The organism is Ruegeria profundi, assembly GCF_001507545.1.
Taxonomy (GTDB): Bacteria; Pseudomonadota; Alphaproteobacteria; order Rhodobacterales; family Rhodobacteraceae; genus Ruegeria; species Ruegeria profundi.
The window spans coordinates 308,290-329,142 of sequence record NZ_LQBP01000003.1 but is presented as its reverse complement, the minus strand read 5'-3'; the positions used below and the strand labels follow the sequence as shown (position 1 = coordinate 329,142).

Here is a 20,853-nt window from a genome sequence, read left to right as displayed (position 1 = left end):
TTCAGACCCGGCCTTTTCGCGTGGATAGCAATAGATTGGTCTCGGACCGGGTGATCCCCTCCATCCGTCGGATCAGGAAAAGAACTTCGTCGAGTTCCGCCAAGGTCTCGGTGCCGATCTCCGCGATTAGGTCCCAACTGCCGTTTGTTGTATGCACGGCGCGTACTTGGCGCAGGGCGGCAATGCGTGCCATCGTTCGTTCGGTCCCACGGCCTTCGATCTCAAGCATCATCAGGCCACGCACAGGGCTTTCCGCAACATCCTGCCGGGTAAGCACGGTAAAACCCACGATCTCGCCAGATTGCTTTAGGCGCTGCAAGCGGCTGCGTACGGTTGTCCGCGTCACACCAAGCGTATCCGCCAATTCCGAGAGCGATGCCCGCGCATCCCGATGCAAGGCATTTAGCAGCTTACTGTCCAAACCGTCCATGGTGCCTTCTCATTTTGAATGCATCGGTTTCTTTTTGAACACTTTGACCTCTTTTCGCAACCCGTACTGAATGGTTAAACAAACATATGGACAACAAACACGTTATATTGGTCGGCGCTCCGATGGATGCGGGAAAGCGCCGTCAGGGCTGCCGGATGGGGCCAGACGCCTATCGGGTGGCCGGTCTGGATCAGGCCTTGATTGATCTGGGACACCAGGTTTCAGACATCGGCAATGTTTCTCCCGACAAAACAGATGTGCCTTTGCACGACCATCTGTTTGCACTGCCCGAAGTCATCGGCTGGACCCGCGCGCTGAGCCGTGCGGCGCAAGACTCTGCTGCGAAAGGGCTACCCATATTCATGGGCGGCGATCACGCATTATCCATGGGTACTGTTTCCGGTATGGCCGCCCACGCCAAAAAGCTGGGCCGCCCGCTATTCGTGTTGTGGCTTGACGCCCATAGCGACTTTCACACGCCCGACAGTACCGGCAGCGGCAACCTTCACGGAACCCCGGTGGCTTATTTCACGGGCCAGCCCGGCTTTGACGCGTTTCCCCCGGTGACCAATCCAGTCCCGACTGATCGCGTGGGCATGATCGGGTTGCGTTCGGTCGATCCCGCCGAACGTGCGCGGCTAGAGAAAGATCACGCAATGCTGGCCGACATGCGCAGCATTGATGAACACGGTATCAAAGCCCCCCTGATCGCTTTCCTTGACCGTGTCCGCGCAGCGAATGGCCTTTTGCATGTCTCGCTGGATGTCGATTTTCTGGATCCCTCTATCGCCCCCGCCGTCGGAACAACCGTACCCGGCGGCGCAACCGAGCGTGAGGCGCATCTGGTCATGGAGCTGCTGCACGAAAGTGGCCTCGTCTGCGCGCTGGACCTTGTGGAGCTGAATCCGTTCCTTGACGAACGCGGTCGCACCGCAAGGCTGATGGTTGATCTTGCGGCCTCATTGTTGGGTCGCCGCATCTTTGACCGCCCAACCCGGAGCTTTTGATGCATCCCCCCGCGAACCGTCATGCAGGTTTTGAAAAACACGACCACCCCGCTCCGCCGCCACTGGCGGTTCCAACACTTGAAACGAACGGTGGAACCATGCGCTGCATGATTGCTGATCTCCACCTGTCCCGCCGATAGGAGACCCCGATGCAACCTTCCGACAAGGCGCTTGTGCCTTTTGTATCCGTCGATAACATGATGCGGCTTGTGCATCACGTCGGGGTCGAGCGGATGATCACCCAGATCGCCGACCAGATCGAATCCGACTTTAAGCGGTGGGAAAGCTTTGACAAAACTCCGCGTATCCCTGCGCATTCGCCGCACGGCGTGATCGAGCTTATGCCCACGTCAGACGGCGAAGCCTATGGTTTCAAATACGTCAACGGCCATCCGAAGAACACGTCCGAAGGGTTGCAGACCGTGACCGCTTTTGGCCTGCTGGCGGATGTTTACACCGGCTATCCCACCCTTCTGACCGAAATGACCATGCTGACCGCCCTGCGCACAGCCGCGACATCGGCGCTGGTCGGAAGCTATCTGGCACCCAAATCCTCTACAGTCATGGCGATGATCGGCAACGGTGCCCAGTCAGAGTTTCAGTGTCTCGCCTTCAAAGCAATGTGCGGGATCACAACGGTGCGCCTGTATGACACTGACAGCAACGCGACCAAGAAATGCGCCGCAAACCTTCAGGGAACGGGACTGACCGTCGTCTCCTGCTCAACCCCGGAAGAGGCGATTGAGGGCGCGCATATCATCTCGACCTGCACGGCTGACAAAAAATACGCAACGATCCTGACCGACAACATGGTTGGCCCCGGCGTGCACATAAACGCCATCGGCGGCGACTGCCCCGGCAAGACCGAATTGCACAAGGATATCCTTCTGCGGTCAGACATCTTTGTCGAATATCCAGAACAGACACGGATCGAAGGTGAGATTCAGGCGTTGGATGATGATCACCCAGTGACCGAAATGTGGAAGGTCATGACCGGTCAAGCCGAAGGGCGTCGCGATGATCGCCAAATCACCCTTTTCGACAGCGTCGGCTTTGCGATCGAGGATTTTTCGGCCCTGCGTTACATCAAGTCCGCAATCGAAGGCACTGATTTTTACGAGCCATTGGACATGCTGGCCGACCCCGACGATCCACGCGACCTGTATGGGATGCTGATGCGGGCAAGCTGAAAAGACCCGCAAATGGCAGTACTTAGCCGCCGGCCCATCGCCGGGGGCTTTTTCTATCCGGCCAATGACGGCAGGTAAAGAACGATGCCAGGGAACGCCACAAGCAAAGCAATGGTGACACCATCCGCGATAAAGAACGGTGTCACGCCTTTGAACACATCCTGAACGCTCAGATCAGGGCGAACGCCGGCGACTACGAAGCAATTCAGGCCGATGGGCGGAGTGATCAAACAGAACTCAGCCATTTTGACTACCAGTATACCAAACCAGATCGCACACATCGGGCCGGACATGCCAAAGGTGCTTTCTGCGGCGCTGACCGTCTCTCCCCCGTTCAATGCCATAACTGCCGGATAGACAACGGGCAGCGTCAGCAGCAGCATACCGATAGCGTCCATGAACATACCCAGCACTGCATAGGCCAGAAGTATGCAGATCAGGATCAGCATCGGCGCCATTTCCAATGACGTGATCCAGTCCGAGAACGCCCCCGGCAAATCAGCAAACCCCAGAAAGCGCACATAGATCAGCACGCCCCAGATGATCGAAAAAATCATCGCGGTCAGCTTGGCGGTTTCCAGCAGGGCGGATTTCAACTCGGTCCAGCGCATTCCGTGGAAAACGGCAAAGCAGAAGACGATGAAGGCGCCGATTGCGCCCCCCTCGGTTGGGGTGCCCCACGCTTTTTCACCGAACGGGTTGTAGACAAAGCAGATGATGATCAGGATCACGGCAACGATCGGCAATGCACCGGGCAACGAGGCAAAGCGCTGTTTCCATGTAAAGCCTGTGACCGGAGGGCCAACAGTTTTGAAAAAGACCGCGATGCCAACGATCAGCAGCCCGTAAATCACTGCCGAAAACGCTCCGGGAATGAAGCCCGCCAACAACAGCTTGCCTACATCCTGCTCAACAATGATGGCGTAGATCACAAGGATTGCCGAAGGCGGGATTAACGAGGCCAGCGTCCCACCGGCAGCAACGACCCCGGCTGCGAATTGCTTGTTGTATCCGACCTTGAGCATTTCCGGGATGGCGATCCGGGCAAAGACTGCCGAAGTTGCCACCGACGCGCCGGATACAGCAGCAAACCCGGCCGTTGCGAACACTGTCGATACAGCCAATCCCCCCGGCACCCACGCCACCCAGCGTTTTGCGGCCTCGAATAGCGCGCGGGTAAGACCTGCGTAGTAGGCGAGGTACCCAATCAGGATAAAGGTCGGGATGAGGCTGAGCGTATGGGCGGCCACTTTCGAATGCGGCACCTGCCCCGCCGTTTTGACGGCAACTGTCAGAGCTTTGCCGAAGCGATCCGGTTCGTATCCGAACTTGGCCCAGAAAATCCATACCAGCCCCACAAGCCCGGCAAGACCGGCTGCAAAAGCCACCCGCATGCCTGTGACGACCAAAACCAGTAGACCGCCTGTGACCCACAGGCCAATGTCTATCGTGTCCATGCGTTAGTCCTGCCCTTCGAATTGTTCTGCCTCGGCCGCGGCCTGCGCCGCCGCATCCTGGATCAGGGGTACGGCGACCGGATGTTCCAGCCCCAACAGAAAGGCGCGGCCATACCCCCATACCTGCAGCATCAACCGCGCGCACAGAACCGAAAACGCCACCGGCGCCAGCAACTTGGCAGGCCAGAGCGGAATACCGATGTCGATTGAGCTGTCGCGGCTCCAGAGTGGAGCGCCGAAGTCAAAAGATCGGTCAAAGTGGGACCAACTGCCCCAGACCAGCGCCAGCATGAGCACAAGGATCAAGATCACTGAGATCAGCTCGAACAGCCAAAGCGCGCGGCCGTGCAAACGCGCGATCATGATGTCCATGCGGATATGCCCACCGCTGCGCTGTACATAAGAAATACCCAGGAAGGCTATCAACGGCATGGCCTGTTCAATCCAGTCCACATAGCCGGGTAAAGGTGCATTGATTGCATTACGCCCGCTAACGGAAACAACGGCAAGCACCATCAGGCCAAAAACAGCCAGACCGCTGATCAATGCCAAAAACTGCTCTAACTTCAACAAGTGACGATCCAGCCGACTGAGGAGGCTGCCGTCTTCAAGCACCGTGGCCTGTCCTGCCATTCCGGTGATCCCCTATTTTATATTGGTGTTCGGGTGCCCGGTCAGGCACCCGAAGCCGGCTATCAGTTTCCGCCGCGTTGCTGCTTTAGCGTGGTTTGTACGAGATCATAAAGATCCTGCGCCGGAAGTCCCTGTGCGGACATATCCGCGATCCACTGCTCGCGGATCGGATCGGCTGCCTTGGTCCGGAACTCTTGCAGTACGGCCTCGTCGATTTCCACCTTCTGCACGCCTTTTTCGGTCAGAACGCCGTCCCACTGTTCAAGCAAGCCACCATAATTGGCAAGATAGTGGTCAATCGCTTCGTCAATGGAACTATCAAGTGCTTCACGATGCTCAGCCGGTAGCGACTCATACGCATCGATATTCACAACGACCGGACAATTAACCGTGCCGGGGTTCAGGTTGGCGGTCCACCAATCGGCCTCGTTGATGGTGCCGAATGACAGGTGAGCGTGCTGCGCAAAGGCAACTGTATCGACGACGCCCGATTCCATCGCGTTGAAGGCTTCGGTTGCAGGGACCGAGGTCGGCACGCCGCCGACCGCTTCAAAAGCCTGACCCAGACCACCCGTGGCACGAACCCGCATTCCTTCGAACTCGGCCAGTTCATCACGGGGTTCGCCGGTGCCCACCAAGTTATACTGCGGCATGGGCGAGGTCATAATGATGCGCGCATTCCACTGCGCCATCTCTTCCTTGACCGCCGGGTGATCATAGACGGCATGGCTGACTGCTACTTCTTCTTCCAGCGTGTTTACACCCAGAAACGGCAGTTCAAGCACGGTGATCGCGCGGTTCTTGTCGCGGTGATACCCAGCGCAGAATTGCGCCATTTCGAACGCGCCAATCTCAATCCCGTCAAGGTTCTCGCGCGGCTTTGACAGGCCGCCATAGCTGACATTGATTGTAAAATCGCCATTGGTTTTTTCACTGACCAGTTCCGCCAGCTTTTCGACATGCTCGGTAAAGGCGCGACGCTTACCCCAGACCGATGCATTCCATTCGGTTGCCGCGGCCTCGGACACGAATGCAACGCTTACGGCGGCGACAGCAGCACCGCTGAACAATTTGTTCATCATGATTTCTCCCTTTTTTGCGCTTCTTACATAAACGCTTGGGATAAGGCTAGGGCCAACATCGAAACCTGCCAACCCCAGACTGGTATGTCCAAGCAGGGTGTCTACCAGCGCTAACAACCGAAAGATGAGTCAGGGATGTAAAAAATCCAAACTGAAAGCTGCCAAATTCGCACTTGGAAGCATAACATCTATGTAATTGTTTTTTATACTTTTTTAAACCTATCTAGAAATTAGTTTACACTTTTTTACAGTAGGATAAAATTTATTTACAAATAAAACTAAGGATATCGGTAATTTATTTCATTGTTTTCAGAACTGCTTATTATCCTCGTCGGGGAGGATACGGGTCGACATCGCCCGTTCCACGGGCAAGATTCGGCCCAGTGAAATGAAGTCAAGAGGGAGGAGCCTCAGTATGACAACCGCTGCCCAGGCAGATTCTAAAGTGTATCCGCCATCCGCCGAAACCGCTGCACGCGCCCATGTAGATGCTGAAAAGTACAGTGAAATGTACAAGGCCTCAATCGAAGACCCTATTGCGTTCTGGGGTGAACAAGGCAAGCGGGTAGATTGGATCAAGCCCTACACTCAGGTAAAAGATGTCAGCTACGAATTTGGTTCGGTCGGTATCAATTGGTACGCCGATGGTACGCTGAACGTGTCCGCCAACTGCCTGGATCGTCACTTGGAAACACGCGGCGATCAGACCGCGATCATCTGGGAGCCGGATGACCCAAGTGACGAAGCCCAGCACATTACCTATGCCGAGCTTCACCGTCGCACCTGCCGGATGGCGAACATCCTTGAGTCCCTTGGCGTGCGTAAAGGTGACCGGGTTATCATATACCTTCCGATGATCCCCGAGGCCGCGTACGCGATGTTGGCCTGCGCTCGGATTGGCGCAATTCACTCCATCGTTTTCGCCGGCTTCTCCCCGGATGCGCTGGCCGCTCGTGTGAATGGTTGTGACGCCAAGGTTGTCATCACCGCAGATGAAGCTCCGCGCGGTGGCCGCAAGACACCGCTGAAATCCAACGCGGACGCGGCTTTGTTGCATTGCAAAGACACCGTAAAGTGTTTGGTGGTCAAGCGTACTGGCGGTCAGACGACGTGGGTCGACGGTCGTGACTACGACTACAACGAAATGGCGCTTGAGGCGGATGACTACAGCGCACCTGCCGAGATGAACGCCGAAGATCCCCTGTTTATTCTTTATACCTCGGGATCGACCGGTCAACCGAAGGGCGTTGTGCATTCCACAGGCGGGTATCTTGTGTATGCCGCCATGACGCACGAGATCACCTTCGACTATCACGACGGCGACGTTTATTGGTGTACTGCGGATGTCGGCTGGGTTACTGGACACAGCTACATCGTCTATGGTCCGCTGGCAAACGGTGCGACCACGGTGATGTTCGAAGGCGTCCCGACATATCCGGATGCCTCGCGCTTCTGGCAGGTCTGCGAAAAACACAAGGTGAACCAGTTCTACACTGCGCCGACGGCAATTCGCGCCCTTATGGGTCAGGGCAATGAATATGCCGAGAAGTGTGATCTGAGCGATCTGCGCACGCTTGGCACCGTGGGTGAGCCGATAAACCCCGAAGCCTGGACCTGGTACAACGAGGTTATCGGCAAAGGCAAATGCCCCATCGTCGACACGTGGTGGCAAACAGAAACCGGCGGTCACCTGATGACCCCCCTGCCCGGCGCACACGCGATGAAGCCGGGTGCCGCGATGAAGCCATTCTTTGGCATTGAGCCAGTCGTTCTTGACCCGCAATCAGGTGTCGAAATCGAAGGCAACGGGGTTGAGGGCGTTCTGTGCATCAAAGACAGTTGGCCCGGTCAGATGCGGACTGTCTGGGGTGACCATGAGCGGTTCGAAAAGACCTATTTCTCGGATTATAAAGGTTACTACTTCACGGGTGACGGGTGCCGCCGTGACGAGGATGGCGACTATTGGATCACCGGGCGCGTGGATGACGTGATCAACGTCTCAGGCCACCGTATGGGAACCGCCGAAGTGGAAAGCGCACTTGTGGCGCATGCCGCCGTGGCCGAGGCCGCCGTTGTCGGATACCCGCACGAAATCAAGGGGCAAGGTATATATTGCTACGTCACCTTGATGAATGACCGTGAACCTTCGGACGACCTTGTGAAAGAGCTACGCACCTGGGTTCGAACCGAAATCGGACCGATTGCCAGCCCTGACGTGATCCAATGGGCGCCGGGCCTGCCCAAGACCCGCTCCGGCAAAATCATGCGTCGTATTCTGCGCAAGATTGCTGAAAACGACTTTGGCGCCCTGGGTGACACGTCGACACTGGCCGATCCTTCGGTTGTCGAAGACCTTATCGAAAACCGTGCGAACAAGTGAGGATGTGATGGACGCTGCCACGACCATATCTCCTGCCGTTCTGATCCTTCTCGGCCCTCCGGGTGCCGGGAAGGGCACGCAAGCTCGGATGCTTGAGGAAAAGTTCGGACTGGTTCAACTCAGCACCGGTGACTTGCTGCGCGAAGCTGTCGCTGCAAAGACCGAAGCTGGCAAAGCCGCCAAGGCCGTGATGGAGGCCGGCGAACTGGTCAGTGATGAGATCGTCATCGCCATCCTGCGCGACCGTATGACCCAGCCCGATTGTGCAAAAGGCGTCATTCTGGATGGATTCCCGCGCACCACCGTACAGGCCGAGGCGCTGGACGACCTGCTGGCTTCGTCCGGTCAAAAAATCAACTCTGCCATCAGCCTCGAGGTTGAAGATGCGGAAATGGTGATCCGCATCTCGGGGCGCTACACCTGCGCCGGCTGCGGTGAAGGATATCATGACAAGTTCAAGCAGCCGGTAGAAGACGGCAAGTGCGACAAGTGCGGCCACACTAAATTCAAGCGCCGTGCGGATGATAACGCAGAGACAGTCGCATCCCGACTGACCGCATATCACGCACAGACCGCACCGCTGATTGACTACTATAAGACCCAAGGCGTGCTGAAAGGCATTGATGCCATGGGCCAGATCGATGACATCGCCCGCGACCTGCAAGGGGTTGTGCGCGAGGTTATGACCTAAGGGGAGGAGACGAGCCGCAAGGCTCTGATCCAACAACAGAATACTTCAATGGACCCGCCTTGGCGGACCGGAGAAGTTTTGCCTGACGTCACGGGGCGTTTGGCACATTCGAGAAGCGGTCCGACGCACTGGAGGAGTTGGGCAAGGACTGCCAAACGAGAACAAGGAGGAACCCGCAATGGCGGATCAATCAACAGACTCCGCGCAGACTGCCGAGGCCGACAAGGGCTATTGGCAGGCCAACCTGCGTCTCATCTACATCAGCCTCGCGATCTGGGCGCTGGTGTCGTTTGGATTCGGCATCCTGCTGCGTCCGTTGCTATCGGGCATCGCCATAGGCGGTACTGATCTGGGCTTTTGGTTCGCTCAGCAAGGATCAATCCTGGTCTTTCTGGTGCTGATCTTCAACTACGCCTGGCGCATGAACAAGCTGGACGCCGAACACGGCGTGGATGAGGAGTAAACCCAATGGACCAGTTTACCATCAACCTGCTGTTTGTTGGCGCATCCTTTGCGTTATACATCGGCATCGCGATCTGGGCCCGCGCGGGTTCCACATCCGAATTCTACGCCGCTGGTCGCGGCGTTCATCCCGTTACAAACGGTATGGCGACTGCGGCGGACTGGATGTCCGCGGCCTCGTTCATCTCGATGGCGGGCCTTATTGCCTTTACCGGCTATGACAACTCAACCTTCCTGATGGGTTGGACCGGGGGCTACGTGCTGCTGGCACTGCTGCTTGCGCCTTATCTGCGTAAGTTCGGCAAATACACCGTCTCGGAATTCATCGGCGACCGTTTTTACAGCCAGACCGCACGTATCGTTGCGGTGATCTGTCTGATCGTTGCGTCGGTGACTTACGTTATCGGTCAGATGACTGGCGTGGGCGTGGCCTTTGGCCGCTTCCTTGAGGTGTCCAACACATCCGGTCTGCTGATCGGTGCCTGTGTGGTGTTTGCCTACGCGGTGTTCGGCGGGATGAAAGGTGTGACCTATACCCAGGTCGCTCAGTACTGCGTGCTGATCACAGCCTACACCATCCCGGCGATCTTCATTTCGCTGCAACTGACCGGTACGCCCGTTCCGGCGCTTGGCCTGTTTGGCGACACTGCCAGTGGTGAGCCTTTGCTGACCAAGCTGGACGCGATCGTGACCGAGCTGGGCTTTGCGGAATACACAGCACACCACGCAAACACGCTGAACATGGTTCTGTTCACGCTGTCGCTGATGATCGGTACGGCCGGTCTGCCGCACGTAATCATGCGCTTCTTCACCGTGCCGAAAGTGTCTGACGCCCGCTGGTCCGCTGGCTGGACGCTGGTATTCATCGCGCTGCTGTACCTCACTGCTCCTGCGGTTGGCGCAATGGCGCGTCTGAACATCAGTGACATGATGTGGCCGAACGGTGGCATTGAAGGTGGTGCGGTTGCTATCGAAGATATCGACAACGATCCGCGTTACGACTGGATGAAGACGTGGCAGAAAACCGGTCTGCTGGACTGGGAAGACAAGAACGGCGACGGCAAAATCCAGTACTACAACGATCAGAACGCTGACTTGCAGGCGATCGCTGAGGAAAAAGGCTGGGTCGGAAACGAGTTGACCAAATTCAACCGTGACATCCTGGTTCTTGCCAACCCCGAGATTGCCAACCTTCCCGGTTGGGTGATCGGTCTGGTCGCTGCTGGTGGTCTTGCGGCTGCTCTGTCAACCGCTGCGGGCCTGTTGCTGGCGATTTCGTCGGCCGTGTCGCACGACCTTGTAAAAGGTGCGATCAACCCGCAGATCTCGGAAAAGGGTGAGCTTCTGGCCGCTCGTATCGCAATGGCCGTGGCAATCGTTGTCGCAACCTACCTGGGTCTGAACCCACCGGGCTTTGCGGCGCAAACAGTGGCCTTGGCCTTCGGTCTGGCGGCTGCCTCGATCTTCCCGGCGCTGATGATGGGGATCTTCTCGACCCGCATCAACAACACCGGTGCGGTCTGCGGTATGCTGGCTGGTCTGGTCGTGACCCTGGTCTACATCTTCCTGCACAAAGGCTGGTTGTTCATTCCGGGCACCAACTCGTTCACCGATGCTGACCCGCTGCTGGGTCCGATCAAGTCGACCTCGTTCGGCGCTATCGGTGCGATGATCAACTTTGCAGTCGCATATGTTGTCGCTGGCATGACCAAAGAGACTCCGCAGGAGATCAAGGAACTGGTCGAAAGCGTCCGTATTCCCCGTGGCGCGGGTGCAGCTCAGAATAAATGAGCATGATGCGGCATATGGATAACCTCCAAGTGCCGCGTTTTTCGACCAACTTTTCCCGCCCGGCATTCCACCGGGCGGGATTTTTCCACCAGAAGCCAAGGATCGACTGATGCCTTTGTCCCATGACCAGATCACCCGGTTTCTGAAATCCGTACACCCGTACGACGCTCTGCCCCCCGAAACGCTGGACGATCTGGCAAAACAGGTCGAGGTGTGGGAGGTCGACGAAGGTTTCCCTGTCTACGAGCTTGGCAACACTCTGCCCGGCCTGTTTGTGATTTACGAAGGACAGGTGCAGATCACGGATGAAAACGGCGCTGTTGTTTCGCAACTGGGCCTGCGAAATTCCTTTGGCGAGCGCGGCCTGATGAAAGACGGCAAAGCCGCCACCCACGCACATGCGCACACGCCATCTGTGCTGATGGTGCTGCCCCCCAATGTGGTGCGCGGGTTAATCGACGACCATGACGTCGTCGCCAAGTTTTTCAACCGAACACGAGGCGACCGGGTCAGCCCGCAAAGCCTTGCAACCAGCTCGATCGACGTGCTGATGGCGCATAACCCGGCCACCTGCCCGCCTTCTTTGCCTGTAAACGAGGCCGCGCGGCTGATGCGAGACCGCCATATCTCGTCACTATGCGTGACCGAAAGCGATGGCCTGCTGGGTATAGCAACCCTGCGTGACATATCGGGTAAATACGTGGCGGATGGGATGCCTGCGGGTACTCCGGTTTCGGAAATCATGACGCCGAACCCTATCACGCTGTCGCCGTCTGATATCGGCTCGGACGTTCTGCACGTGATGATGGAGCGTGGGATTGGTCACATACCGATCTGTGAAGGCGGAAAGCTGATTGGGATTGTGACTCAGACTGACCTGACGCATTACCAAGCTGTGAACTCTGCCGAGTTGGTGCGCCGGATCGCACATGCAAATTCGGCGGATGAAATGGCGCAGGTTACTGCAGAGATTCCGCAGCTGTTGGTACAACTGGTCGCTGGCGGGAACCGGCACGAAATTGTCACTCGCCTGATTACGGACATCGCGGATACCGCCACCCGTCGCCTGCTTGCTTTGGCTGAACAGAAACTTGGCCCGCCGCCGGTGCCGTATCTTTGGCTGGCTTGCGGCTCACAAGGACGGCAGGAACAGACCGGAGTCTCGGATCAGGACAACTGCCTGATGCTGGATGACAGCGTGACCGAGGGCGACATGGCCTATTTCACGGATCTGGCTAAGTTTGTTTCCGACGGGTTGGACACTTGCGGATATTTTTACTGTCCCGGAGACATGATGGCGACCAATCCGCGTTGGTGCCAGCCAGTGCGCGTTTGGCGCGACTATTTCAGCGGCTGGATCGCGAAACCAAACCCCGAAGCACAAATGCTGGCGTCGGTGATGTTCGATCTGCGCCCAATCGGCGGCGCGTTCGAACTGTTCGAAGACCTTCAGGCCGACACGCTGGCGGCGGCCAATGCGAACTCGATCTTCGTGGCGCACATGATTTCAAACTCGTTGAAACATACTCCGCCACTTGGCTTACTGCGCGGGTTTGCGACCATTCGGTCGGGTGAGCATCGCAACACGCTGGACCTTAAGCACAATGGCGTTGTGCCTGTCGTCGATCTGGCCCGCGTCTACAGCCTGCAGGGACAACTGACCGAGGCCAACACGCGCGCCCGTTTGAAAGCTGCCGAAGCGGCAAATGTCCTCAGCCCGTCCGGTGCGCGCGATCTACTGGATGCTTATGATCTGATAGCAGAAACACGGCTGGAACATCAGGTGAGGCTGGTAAAGTCCGGTGAAAAACCCAACAACTATCTTCCGCCATCCGCTTTGTCGGACTTTGAGCGAAGTCATCTACGCGACGCTTTCGTTGTTGTAAAAACGATGCAATCTGCCGTGGGCCATGGCAAAGGTATGCTGGGCTAGACAAGAAAATAAACGGGTGCAATCGCCCGGAATTCGGAGAGATATATGTTTCTGGAACTGATCGGCACAATCTTTGCGGGCTTTGCCTTTGCCGGCGTGGCCATGCTGGTGAACAAACTGACGGGCGGTCGCCTGCCCCGCTGGTCAGCGCCTGTCGCCGCAGGGTTGGGCATGATCGGAGTGACGATCGCCAGTGAGTATTCATGGTACGACAGAACAGTCGAGACCCTGCCCGAAGGTATGGAAATCGTGCAGGAGGTCGAAAGCAAAGCCTTCTATCGCCCCTGGACCTATGCGATGCCATTCGTCAATCGCTTCGCTGCGGTCGACACGGTGTCTGTTCGGACAAATGAACAAGTTCCGGAACAAAGGCTTGTGGACATGTACTTTTTTGGTCGCTGGGCGCCTGTAGAGAAACTTCCGATTGCTGTTAACTGCGCCACAAATAGCCGCGCCAGTCTGGCGGACGGGGCAGAATTCGGCGACGATGGCGGGATACTGAACGCCGACTGGCTGAATGTCAGTGCCCAAGACCCAATCATCGAGGTCACCTGCGGAGTGTAACATGCTAAACCGGTTAAGCCTGCGCGTACGCATTTTTCTGTTCTTCTGCCTGTTGGCCGTTGGTGCGCTTGCCGTTAGTTCTGTTGCGCTTTGGATCAGTTACCTGCGCGTCGCTGACCCATCCCTTGTCAATGCGTTCATCATGGCAGAAATCCTGATGGGATTTGGGTTCATCGCCCTGATTATCGCTGTTTGGCTTCTGTTTGACGACAATGTTGCGAAACCCATCGAACGCTTGTCAGCACAATTGCGCGCGCGTGCCCATGCTGGTGTCAGCACGGATGTCGATACGCAAGCCGCGCGCTATCTGGGCGATCTTGCGCCTGCTGCGGCGGGGTTGGCCGAGCAACTTTCTGGGAAAACCCTGGATGTCGCCCAAGCCGTTGCAGCCGAAACCGCCTATCTGACAGCCGAAAAAGAGAGGCTTACGGCGCTGCTGACCGAGATACCTGTCGCGATGGTTCTCGCCAGTCCGACGCATAGGATCGTCCTTTATGACGGGCAGGCCGCCGGAGTTCTGGCCCAGATCGCGCATCCTCGTCTAAACGCGTCTTTGTTCGAATACCTGCAGCGCGGACCCTTGGAGCAGGCCCACAAGAAACTGTCGAAATCCGGGTTTGAAGTCGACTGTACTCTCACCAGCGTCGACGGTGCGCAAACCTATTCAGCGCGGATGAAGCCATTGGGGGACGCTCCCGGTTACTTACTGATTTTTGACGAAAGCGCCGTGAATATCTCACCCGAAGAAGCGCGGCCCCTGGTCTATGATTTCGACCTGTTGAACAGCACGGACGGAGGCCAGTTCGAATCCCTCGCGCTGCAGGAACTGTGTTTTGTGGTGTTCGACACCGAAACCACAGGGCTACTGCCGCACAAGGATGAGATTGTCCAGATCGGAGCAGTTCGGGTCGTCAATGGGCGCATTGTCGAAGGCGAACATTTAGACATGCTGGTCGATCCCGGTATGCCGATCCCGCCAGCCTCAACCAAAGTACATAAAGTCAGCGACCATATGGTTCAGGGTGCGCCGGATATTGTCGAGGCAGGTCGTACCTTCCATCAGTTCGCCCGGGATGCGGTGATCGTCGCCCATAACGCACCATTTGACATGGCCTTTTTGCGGCGCCACGCCAAGCGGATGGAGGTCGAATGGGATCACCCTATTCTGGACACGGTTCTTTTGTCTGCGGTTCTTTTTGGGGCGAGCGATAAACACACACTGGATGCCTTATGCGCGCGGCTTGAGATCACCATTCCGAATGAGTTGCGGCATACGGCGCTGGGTGATGCTGTTGCGACGGCGCAAGCCCTGGTCAAGATGCTGCCAATGCTGCAAGCCCGCGGCATGGCGACCTTTGGTGCCGTCGTCGAAGCGACCCGCCAGCATGGCCGCCTGTTGGAAGACATGAATTAAACATCGACACATTCCGTTGTGTTGTCAGCTTTTCATGGACAAACTTCGCAGGTCGTGGCACCTGAGTCACGACGACTGCAAGAGCGTAAAATGACAGAAAAAAACTTCACCCCCACGCCGGATCAAGTCAGCTCTTATCGCGAGGCTCTAGGGTGCTTTGGAACCGGCGTTACGGTAATTACGACGGATACGGGGAATGGGCCGCGTGCGATTACTGTGAACTCTTTTTCGTCGGTGTCGCTGGACCCACCATTGGTGTTGTGGTGCCTCGCCAAGGATTCCCATCGCTTCAACTCATTCAACGCGTGTCAGCACTATTCAATTCACGTGATGGCCGAGGATCAACAAGAACAGGCACTACAGTTCGCCCGCGATGGGCTGGACTTCTCGCATATGGATTGGGCGTTGGATCACAAAAAACGTCCGCAATTGGCCGAATGCCTGGCGCGGTTTGACTGCAAGTTACACGCCAAACATGAGGCCGGCGATCACCTGATCATCATAGGTGAGGTGGAACGCGTGATGTACCGCAAGGGCAAAGGCCTGATTTTCAAACGCGGCCAGTTCGGCGGGTTCGCGGACCAGATTTAACTCTCACTCATCGGCCGAGCCGTGAACGGCCAGCGCCTCAAGCTGGGTTTCTTGAGGTGTGATGATCCGGAATGCCTCATGAACGCCGGTTTCGGAAAGCTCGCGCGCCACGGTCAACAGCGTGTTTGGCGCGTGTTCCTCGCACAGATCGCACATTTGCGCCACTTCCGCCTGTGCCACTCCTAACGCTGCTTCAACTGAGGGCGCGCCGTAGAATTGCACAAAGTGCTCGGCAAGGTTTTTCGTGACCTGATCCAGTTCGGCCTCTTCAATCTGCGTAACCGCGACAAATGTCACACGTCCGAAGGTTTCGACACCAAGCCAGCCATTCGAAAAAGCCTGACGCGCTTTACCTTCCAGATCGGCCTGCCCCCAATTCGAGAACTCGAACCCGCCCGAGATGCACCACTCACCGGTTCGCGCCGGAGAGTGAAACACGTTCATATCGCTTTCGTCGAAATGGATTGCTCGGGCCAGTTTCATCATCAGTTCTCCAACAATTCGGTCAGTGGCCGCAGTCTGGTCTGTGAACCGTCACGGATCAACATTCCGAACCGTTCGTCCGTGCCGAGGAATACGCCCCCCTCATACGGTTCACCCACACCCTGCAACAGCCCCATCCATTCTCCATGCAAAGGGGCATTGCCATCCTCTTGCCAGCGGTTGAGCCAAGTCAGCATATGACGCGACCAGCTTTCGACCAACTGCACGGCAGAGACATCGGCACAGCCTTCGTCGTAAAGTGCTGTCACATCGGGCGTTTTCCCCGGATCTTCGCCTGTTTGCAGCAATGCCAGCTCCCAGCCGACGACCAGCCAATCAGGCTCGATCTGGGGATCGGTGGTCGACGCGGCGACATGGAACATCCCACATTTCGCGCCGTTCACATAGATCAGACCATCCCACCCCAGATGTACGGCAACCTCGGGTGGCGCCAATGCACCCAGTGCGTTCTGAAAACCAACGGCACAAAGCGGCAGCATCACCATGGCGTCCTGCAAAGGCACTTCGGGCGCAAAGACGATGGCCGCGCGGAGGTGGTCGGCCTGAATGTTATAGACGACGGTACCGCCATCGCAACCAAGCGCCGCCATGGCCTGCGCGCGCTCAAATGGGTCCTCTCCACCCTGCGCGGGATGGCCCATCAACAAGGGAGGAAAGACCGGTTTGTTCATGCGTTGCCCTTGGCAATCAGATCGCGGGCGATTTTACGAAATGCCTCTGCCTGCGGGCTGTCGGGCTTTGTGACCACGATGGGGGCACCTCCGTCGGCGGCCAGACGAATGTCTAAGTGCAGCGGAATTTCCCCCAACAATGGAACGCCCAGCGCCTCAGCTTCGGATGCGACACCGCCATGACCAAAGATATGCTCTTCATGCCCGCAGTTCGAACAGATATGGGTCGACATATTTTCGATCATTCCAACAATCGGCGTTTTCAGCTGTTTGAACATGTCGATCCCTTTACGGGCGTCGATCAGGGCCACGTCCTGCGGGGTTGAAACGACAATGGCGCCATCCACCTTGAATTTCTGGCTCAACGTCAACTGGACATCACCAGTACCGGGCGGCAGGTCCACGATCAGCACATCCAGCGCGCCCCATTGTACCTGCTTCATCATCTGTTGCAGCGCACCCATCAGCATCGGGCCACGCCAGACAACGGCCTGCCCTTCGTTGGTCATCAGGCCCATCGACATCATGGTCACGCCATGATTACGCAGTGGCAGGATCGTCTTGCCATCGGGGCTGGCGGGACGACCCGAGACCCCAAGCATACGAGGCTGCGACGGGCCATAAACATCCGCGTCCAACAGGCCGACGCGGCGTCCTTCAGCCGCCAAGGCGCAGGCAAGGTTGGCCGAGACTGTCGACTTACCAACACCGCCCTTGCCCGACGCAACAGCAATAATCCGATCAACACCCGGCACGGCCTGGGGTCCGGTTTGCGACGGTTTTGGTTTGGGCTTCAGATCCGGCGGCGCCTTGTCGGAGTGCGCCGTCATCATCGCGGAGACGTTGGCAACGCCTTCAACCATCTGTGCGGCTTGTTCCGCAGCGGCCCGTACGGGTTCCATACGCTCGGCCTGTTTCGGGTCGATCTCCAGCACAAACCGCACGGTGCCGCCGTCCACGTTCAACGCACGTACAACACCCGCGCTGACGATATCCTGACCAGAGACAGGATCGGCAATCTTTTTCAGGTTTGCCAGAACCGCGTCCCGAACACTCATGCCTGCACCCCGTTCGTCTGCCCAACCTTGTGGCTGATTTTCATTGCATGTGTCTCCGTCTTTTTCTGTTCAATTGACGCATTTGGGGCCAGGCCGCTAGATTAGGCCATGCGCTTTGTCCTTTTGTGCCTGACCCTGACGCTCTCTGCCACCCCCTCTTTGTCGCAAGAGGCACTGGGGCTTGCCGCCCCGGCTGAGGTGAAAGAGTCCGGTCTGTTGCAACATATTCTTCCACGCTTCTCGCTCAAGACCGGGATACGCGTTATTGCGGATGATGCGGGTGTTTTGCTGTTGGAAACGGCTCCTCCGGGTGATCCGGTCTTTGCTCGCGCCGGTGTGGTCTATCACCTGCGGATCGAAAGTGACGCCAGGCATGAGCGATTCCGCGATTGGCTGTTGTCCGATATCGGCAAAAATACGGTTGAAAGCTTTGCACCGGAACAAGGCGCACCCTTCTCTGCCAGTTTCGAAGCCGCAGCGACCCAGCAGGAAACCGCTGTCGATGGCGATGCACTTCGGGGCGAGGAATTGTCGATGACCCATTGCGGACGGTGTCACGTGATCGGCCCACGGAACCGGATGAACGGGCTGGGCTCGACCCCCTCTTTTGCGGTGCTGCGCGCGATGCCGGATTGGTCCGAACGGTTTGAAGCCTTCTTCGCCCTTAACCCCCACCCCGCCTTTACGCAGATCGACGGGCTGACGCCGCCTTTCGACCCCGAGCGCCCCTCACCCATCCATCCGGTCCAAATGACCTTGGAAGAGCTTGAGGCGATTCTGGCTTTTGTGTCGGTTATCAAGGCGGCGGAACTTGGCGCCCCGCTACAGCTTCAGTGATCCTTTCTGTCTGAGAAGTAGTCTTCGGTCGTGACGACCTTGGGCTTCGGTTTTGACTGGAACGGGTTGTCGTCGTGCTGGAACTGCACTTTCACGCGGCAGTTGTCGCACATCTGGATCATCCGAGCTTGTTCTGAGGTGGCGAACATCGGATGCGTGCCCGATAGCTTTTCCATGATCCGCTCGATCGTGGACTTCACCCCAAACAGGGCACCGCATTCCACGCAGGCAAATGGTTCCTCCTCGTTCAGAACCTGCTGCGACAATGCGGCGTCGCTGAGATCCAGTTGCGGAACCAAAGAGATCGCATCCTCGGGACAGATGCCCTTGCATAAGCCACATTGCAGACAGGCATCCTGCTGAAAGTTCAGTTGCGGCTTGTCGGGGTTGTCGATCAACGCGCCGGATGGGCACAGCGAGACACAGCTCAGGCACAGCGTGCAGGCATCGGTATCTACCGCAATGGCTCCATAGGGCGCGTTTTCGGGCAACGGCAAGGGCGCATCTGCCTGAGGGTTCAGCGCCTGCGCCGACAACCGCGTAATTTGTCGGCGATTGCCCAACGGCAAGACCGGATCGGCCAAGGGCAGTGGTACGTCCTGCGTATATAGCAATTCTGACATTGCATCCGGGTCGGCCTCATCAATCAGCCCTATCCCATTCGGCCCGGCAATCGCATGCGCAAGCGCAATCTCTTGGCTCAGCGCCTCGCGTTCAGTGGTCGGGGCCAACAGAATGTCGACACGTGCAAAGCCATGGGCCAGCGCGGCCAGCATCTCGGCGTGGCCAAAGCCCGAGATCACGCTCAGTTCCAACGGGATAACGTCTGCTGGCAGGCCGCGCCCGAACCGCGCGGCAAGCCGGATCATCTCTGCCCCGTGGGCATCATGCACCAGCAACCGAGGCGCTTTGCCCCCTGCGCGCCGATAGGTACGCGCCAAAATATGCATCCGCGACAGAAGCGCGGAAACCGGCGGGTCTTCGTAGGTGATGGCAGTTGAGGGGCACAGTGCCGCGCAGGCTCCGCATCCGGCGCACACCATTGGGTCAATCGATACGTGCTCACCCGCCGGGGTGATTGCACCCGTCGGGCAGATATCCAGGCAATTGGTACAGGCAACTTGTTCGGCACGGGAATGCGCGCAGAGTGTCTCTTCCAAACGAACGTAAAGCGGCTTTTCGAACGTACCGACGAGTTGGACTGCCAGGAAGGCAAGTCGCTCGACCGCGACCAAATCTTTGGGATCGGCGCGCAAATACCCCTCGCGCTTGGCGGGGGCCTGAACGAACGGAGTGCCACCGGTCAAGTCAAGAACAATGTCGCAGGATGACAGCGCGCCATCGCGCGGTTCGGACCAGCCGAAGGCCCCGCGACCGCCCGGTTCAAGCTGCTGCAGTCCGTCAAAACGCAATGAAAACCCGCCCAACGCGCCCGACACAGACCGCAACTGCCCTCGCACCACATCAAAGCTGCGCGTGATCGGCTGCGCATTGTCAGTGATCAGCACTGTAACGGCCAGCGTATCAGACAGCCTCTTGGCCAAATCAAAGGCCGGTTCACCGGGGCCAACAATAAAACAGGTGCCTTCGCTTACAACATCAACGCTGCGCGTGATTGGCTGAGGCAGCAATGCCTCGGCAGTCAGGGCGGCCATCTTGGGGGCTGCTGCGCTGCCCTGCTCAGACCACCCGGCACGATCGCGCAGATCCACGAAGGCTGGCGGGTCGACTTCCAGTTCGTCGGCAAGGGTGCGGAACACATCTTGCTCCTGACCGCAGGCGATAAGAACCTGCTCTTCCTCTTGCAAGGCTCGTGACACCACCCCCAGCTGATCGGTGCATAGCGCCGTATGAAGTTTGGAGCATTCAACATCGCAGGAACCTGCAATCCGGTCGCCGTCTACGGTTTGACTGCCTGCGCAATCACAAAGCAAAAGTTTGGTACCCATATCCTCCCCCGGACACATTCCTTATGCTTCGCACATTAAACCGTATTGGCACTCAGGCAATCCGCTTGGCATCATTCATTGATGAATTTGTGAATTACGAAACCAGTTCCCGACAATTGAAGTAAGGAACAGACATTAAAATATTATGTTTCAAAAGAATTCATGCTTGGCACAAAGCCGGATTGTGTACCATAGTGGACGCGAGGGAA

The 20,853-nt window shown here is 57.3% G+C and carries 19 protein-coding genes; 11 read left to right on the top strand and 8 right to left on the bottom strand.

The window, feature by feature from the left end; genetic code table 11:
* Position 1: 1 nt before the first annotated feature.
* Positions 2–430 carry an Lrp/AsnC family transcriptional regulator gene (locus AVO44_RS07565; protein WP_068334830.1) on the bottom strand — a complete coding sequence of 143 codons (429 nt, stop codon included), beginning with the start codon at positions 428–430 and terminating at the stop codon, positions 2–4.
* 86 nt (positions 431–516) lie between these two features.
* Between AVO44_RS07565 and rocF the strand changes: the two genes are divergently transcribed.
* Together rocF and AVO44_RS07555 are read left to right on the top strand one after the other, a co-directional pair.
* A complete protein-coding gene (gene rocF, locus AVO44_RS07560; protein WP_068334827.1) occupies positions 517–1,437 on the top strand; it encodes an arginase in 921 nt (306 codons plus the stop codon).
* 149 nt (positions 1,438–1,586) lie between these two features.
* Positions 1,587–2,627, top strand: coding sequence for an ornithine cyclodeaminase (locus AVO44_RS07555; protein ID WP_068334824.1), 1,041 nt, complete (start codon positions 1,587–1,589; stop codon positions 2,625–2,627).
* Between the two features lie 53 nt (positions 2,628–2,680).
* Here AVO44_RS07555 and AVO44_RS07550 read toward each other — a convergent pair whose 3' ends face one another.
* From AVO44_RS07550 to AVO44_RS07540, 3 genes are all read right to left on the bottom strand, one after another.
* Complete coding sequence (locus AVO44_RS07550) at positions 2,681–4,084, bottom strand: TRAP transporter large permease (protein WP_068334821.1); 1,404 nt, start codon at positions 4,082–4,084, stop codon at positions 2,681–2,683.
* Between the two features lie 3 nt (positions 4,085–4,087).
* Positions 4,088–4,717, bottom strand: coding sequence for a TRAP transporter small permease subunit (locus AVO44_RS07545; protein ID WP_068334818.1), 630 nt, complete (start codon positions 4,715–4,717; stop codon positions 4,088–4,090).
* A 62-nt stretch (positions 4,718–4,779) separates the two neighbouring features.
* The gene (locus AVO44_RS07540; RefSeq protein WP_068335297.1) at positions 4,780–5,796 is read right to left on the bottom strand and encodes a C4-dicarboxylate TRAP transporter substrate-binding protein; all 1,017 of its coding nucleotides are present in this window, start codon (positions 5,794–5,796) and stop codon (positions 4,780–4,782) included.
* A gap of 418 nt (positions 5,797–6,214) precedes the next feature.
* On the opposite strand from AVO44_RS07540, the gene acs reads away from it, so the two are divergent.
* From acs to AVO44_RS07500, 8 genes are all read left to right on the top strand, one after another.
* Complete coding sequence (gene acs / locus AVO44_RS07535) at positions 6,215–8,179, top strand: acetate--CoA ligase (RefSeq protein ID WP_068334816.1); 1,965 nt, start codon at positions 6,215–6,217, stop codon at positions 8,177–8,179.
* Between the two features lie 7 nt (positions 8,180–8,186).
* Complete coding sequence (locus AVO44_RS07530) at positions 8,187–8,870, top strand: adenylate kinase (RefSeq protein WP_068334813.1); 684 nt, start codon at positions 8,187–8,189, stop codon at positions 8,868–8,870.
* A gap of 178 nt (positions 8,871–9,048) precedes the next feature.
* Positions 9,049–9,333 carry a DUF4212 domain-containing protein gene (locus AVO44_RS07525; protein ID WP_068334810.1) on the top strand — a complete coding sequence of 95 codons (285 nt, stop codon included), beginning with the start codon at positions 9,049–9,051 and terminating at the stop codon, positions 9,331–9,333.
* Positions 9,334–9,338: 5 nt separating this feature from the next.
* Complete coding sequence (locus AVO44_RS07520; protein ID WP_068334807.1) at positions 9,339–11,123, top strand: sodium:solute symporter family protein; 1,785 nt, start codon at positions 9,339–9,341, stop codon at positions 11,121–11,123.
* A 109-nt stretch (positions 11,124–11,232) separates the two neighbouring features.
* Complete coding sequence (locus AVO44_RS07515; protein ID WP_068334803.1) at positions 11,233–13,056, top strand: DUF294 nucleotidyltransferase-like domain-containing protein; 1,824 nt, start codon at positions 11,233–11,235, stop codon at positions 13,054–13,056.
* 45 nt (positions 13,057–13,101) lie between these two features.
* Positions 13,102–13,620, top strand: a complete 519-nt coding sequence (locus AVO44_RS07510; RefSeq protein WP_068334801.1) for a hypothetical protein — start codon at positions 13,102–13,104, stop codon at positions 13,618–13,620.
* A 1-nt stretch (position 13,621) separates the two neighbouring features.
* Entirely contained in the window at positions 13,622–15,034 is a 1,413-nt protein-coding gene (locus AVO44_RS07505) for a 3'-5' exonuclease (protein WP_068334797.1), read from the top strand.
* A 90-nt stretch (positions 15,035–15,124) separates the two neighbouring features.
* On the top strand, positions 15,125–15,625 hold the full coding sequence (locus AVO44_RS07500; protein WP_068334794.1) for a flavin reductase family protein: 501 nt from the start codon (positions 15,125–15,127) through the stop codon (positions 15,623–15,625).
* Between the two features lie 3 nt (positions 15,626–15,628).
* Here the strand turns inward: AVO44_RS07500 and AVO44_RS07495 are convergent, their stop codons facing one another.
* The 3 genes from AVO44_RS07495 to AVO44_RS07485 are packed head-to-tail and all read right to left on the bottom strand — an operon-like array spanning position 15,629 to position 17,858.
* A complete protein-coding gene (locus tag AVO44_RS07495; protein ID WP_068335296.1) occupies positions 15,629–16,108 on the bottom strand; it encodes a DUF6505 family protein in 480 nt (159 codons plus the stop codon).
* A 2-nt stretch (positions 16,109–16,110) separates the two neighbouring features.
* Positions 16,111–16,800 (bottom strand): biotin/lipoate--protein ligase family protein, encoded by a 690-nt coding sequence (locus tag AVO44_RS07490; protein ID WP_068334791.1) that lies wholly within the window; start codon positions 16,798–16,800, stop codon positions 16,111–16,113.
* Positions 16,797–17,858, bottom strand: coding sequence for an Mrp/NBP35 family ATP-binding protein (locus tag AVO44_RS07485; protein ID WP_068334788.1), 1,062 nt, complete (start codon positions 17,856–17,858; stop codon positions 16,797–16,799). Before AVO44_RS07485 ends, AVO44_RS07490 begins: the two co-directional genes overlap by 4 nt.
* Before the next feature lie 108 nt (positions 17,859–17,966).
* Here AVO44_RS07485 and AVO44_RS07480 point away from each other — a divergent pair, with 108 nt between their 5' ends.
* Positions 17,967–18,695: a c-type cytochrome gene (locus AVO44_RS07480; protein ID WP_068334785.1), complete on the top strand. Its 729-nt coding sequence runs from the start codon at positions 17,967–17,969 to the stop codon at positions 18,693–18,695.
* On the opposite strand, the gene AVO44_RS07475 is transcribed toward AVO44_RS07480, so the two are convergent.
* Positions 18,689–20,644 carry a 4Fe-4S binding protein gene (locus AVO44_RS07475; protein WP_068334781.1) on the bottom strand — a complete coding sequence of 652 codons (1,956 nt, stop codon included), beginning with the start codon at positions 20,642–20,644 and terminating at the stop codon, positions 18,689–18,691. The genes AVO44_RS07480 and AVO44_RS07475 overlap by 7 nt on opposite strands.
* Positions 20,645–20,853 lie beyond the last annotated feature (209 nt).

Excerpts from the sequence above, each read along its gene's own strand:
- AVO44_RS07490 (WP_068334791.1), bottom strand. The coding sequence starts at position 16,800 with ATGAACAAACCGGTCTTTCCTCCCTTGTTGATGGGCCATCCCGCGCAG.
- rocF (WP_068334827.1), top strand. The coding sequence starts at position 517 with ATGGACAACAAACACGTTATATTGGTCGGCGCTCCGATGGATGCGGGA.
- AVO44_RS07565 (WP_068334830.1), bottom strand. The coding sequence starts at position 430 with ATGGACGGTTTGGACAGTAAGCTGCTAAATGCCTTGCATCGGGATGCG.
- AVO44_RS07520 (WP_068334807.1), top strand. The coding sequence starts at position 9,339 with ATGGACCAGTTTACCATCAACCTGCTGTTTGTTGGCGCATCCTTTGCG.
- AVO44_RS07555 (WP_068334824.1), top strand. The coding sequence starts at position 1,587 with ATGCAACCTTCCGACAAGGCGCTTGTGCCTTTTGTATCCGTCGATAAC.
- AVO44_RS07495 (WP_068335296.1), bottom strand. The coding sequence starts at position 16,108 with ATGAAACTGGCCCGAGCAATCCATTTCGACGAAAGCGATATGAACGTG.
- AVO44_RS07505 (WP_068334797.1), top strand. The coding sequence starts at position 13,622 with ATGCTAAACCGGTTAAGCCTGCGCGTACGCATTTTTCTGTTCTTCTGC.
- acs (WP_068334816.1), top strand. The coding sequence starts at position 6,215 with ATGACAACCGCTGCCCAGGCAGATTCTAAAGTGTATCCGCCATCCGCC.
- AVO44_RS07485 (WP_068334788.1), bottom strand. The coding sequence starts at position 17,858 with ATGAGTGTTCGGGACGCGGTTCTGGCAAACCTGAAAAAGATTGCCGAT.
- AVO44_RS07515 (WP_068334803.1), top strand. The coding sequence starts at position 11,233 with ATGCCTTTGTCCCATGACCAGATCACCCGGTTTCTGAAATCCGTACAC.
- AVO44_RS07540 (WP_068335297.1), bottom strand. The coding sequence starts at position 5,796 with ATGAACAAATTGTTCAGCGGTGCTGCTGTCGCCGCCGTAAGCGTTGCA.
- AVO44_RS07525 (WP_068334810.1), top strand. The coding sequence starts at position 9,049 with ATGGCGGATCAATCAACAGACTCCGCGCAGACTGCCGAGGCCGACAAG.
- AVO44_RS07500 (WP_068334794.1), top strand. The coding sequence starts at position 15,125 with ATGACAGAAAAAAACTTCACCCCCACGCCGGATCAAGTCAGCTCTTAT.
- AVO44_RS07475 (WP_068334781.1), bottom strand. The coding sequence starts at position 20,644 with ATGGGTACCAAACTTTTGCTTTGTGATTGCGCAGGCAGTCAAACCGTA.
- AVO44_RS07545 (WP_068334818.1), bottom strand. The coding sequence starts at position 4,717 with ATGGCAGGACAGGCCACGGTGCTTGAAGACGGCAGCCTCCTCAGTCGG.
- AVO44_RS07480 (WP_068334785.1), top strand. The coding sequence starts at position 17,967 with ATGCGCTTTGTCCTTTTGTGCCTGACCCTGACGCTCTCTGCCACCCCC.
- AVO44_RS07530 (WP_068334813.1), top strand. The coding sequence starts at position 8,187 with ATGGACGCTGCCACGACCATATCTCCTGCCGTTCTGATCCTTCTCGGC.
- AVO44_RS07510 (WP_068334801.1), top strand. The coding sequence starts at position 13,102 with ATGTTTCTGGAACTGATCGGCACAATCTTTGCGGGCTTTGCCTTTGCC.
- AVO44_RS07550 (WP_068334821.1), bottom strand. The coding sequence starts at position 4,084 with ATGGACACGATAGACATTGGCCTGTGGGTCACAGGCGGTCTACTGGTT.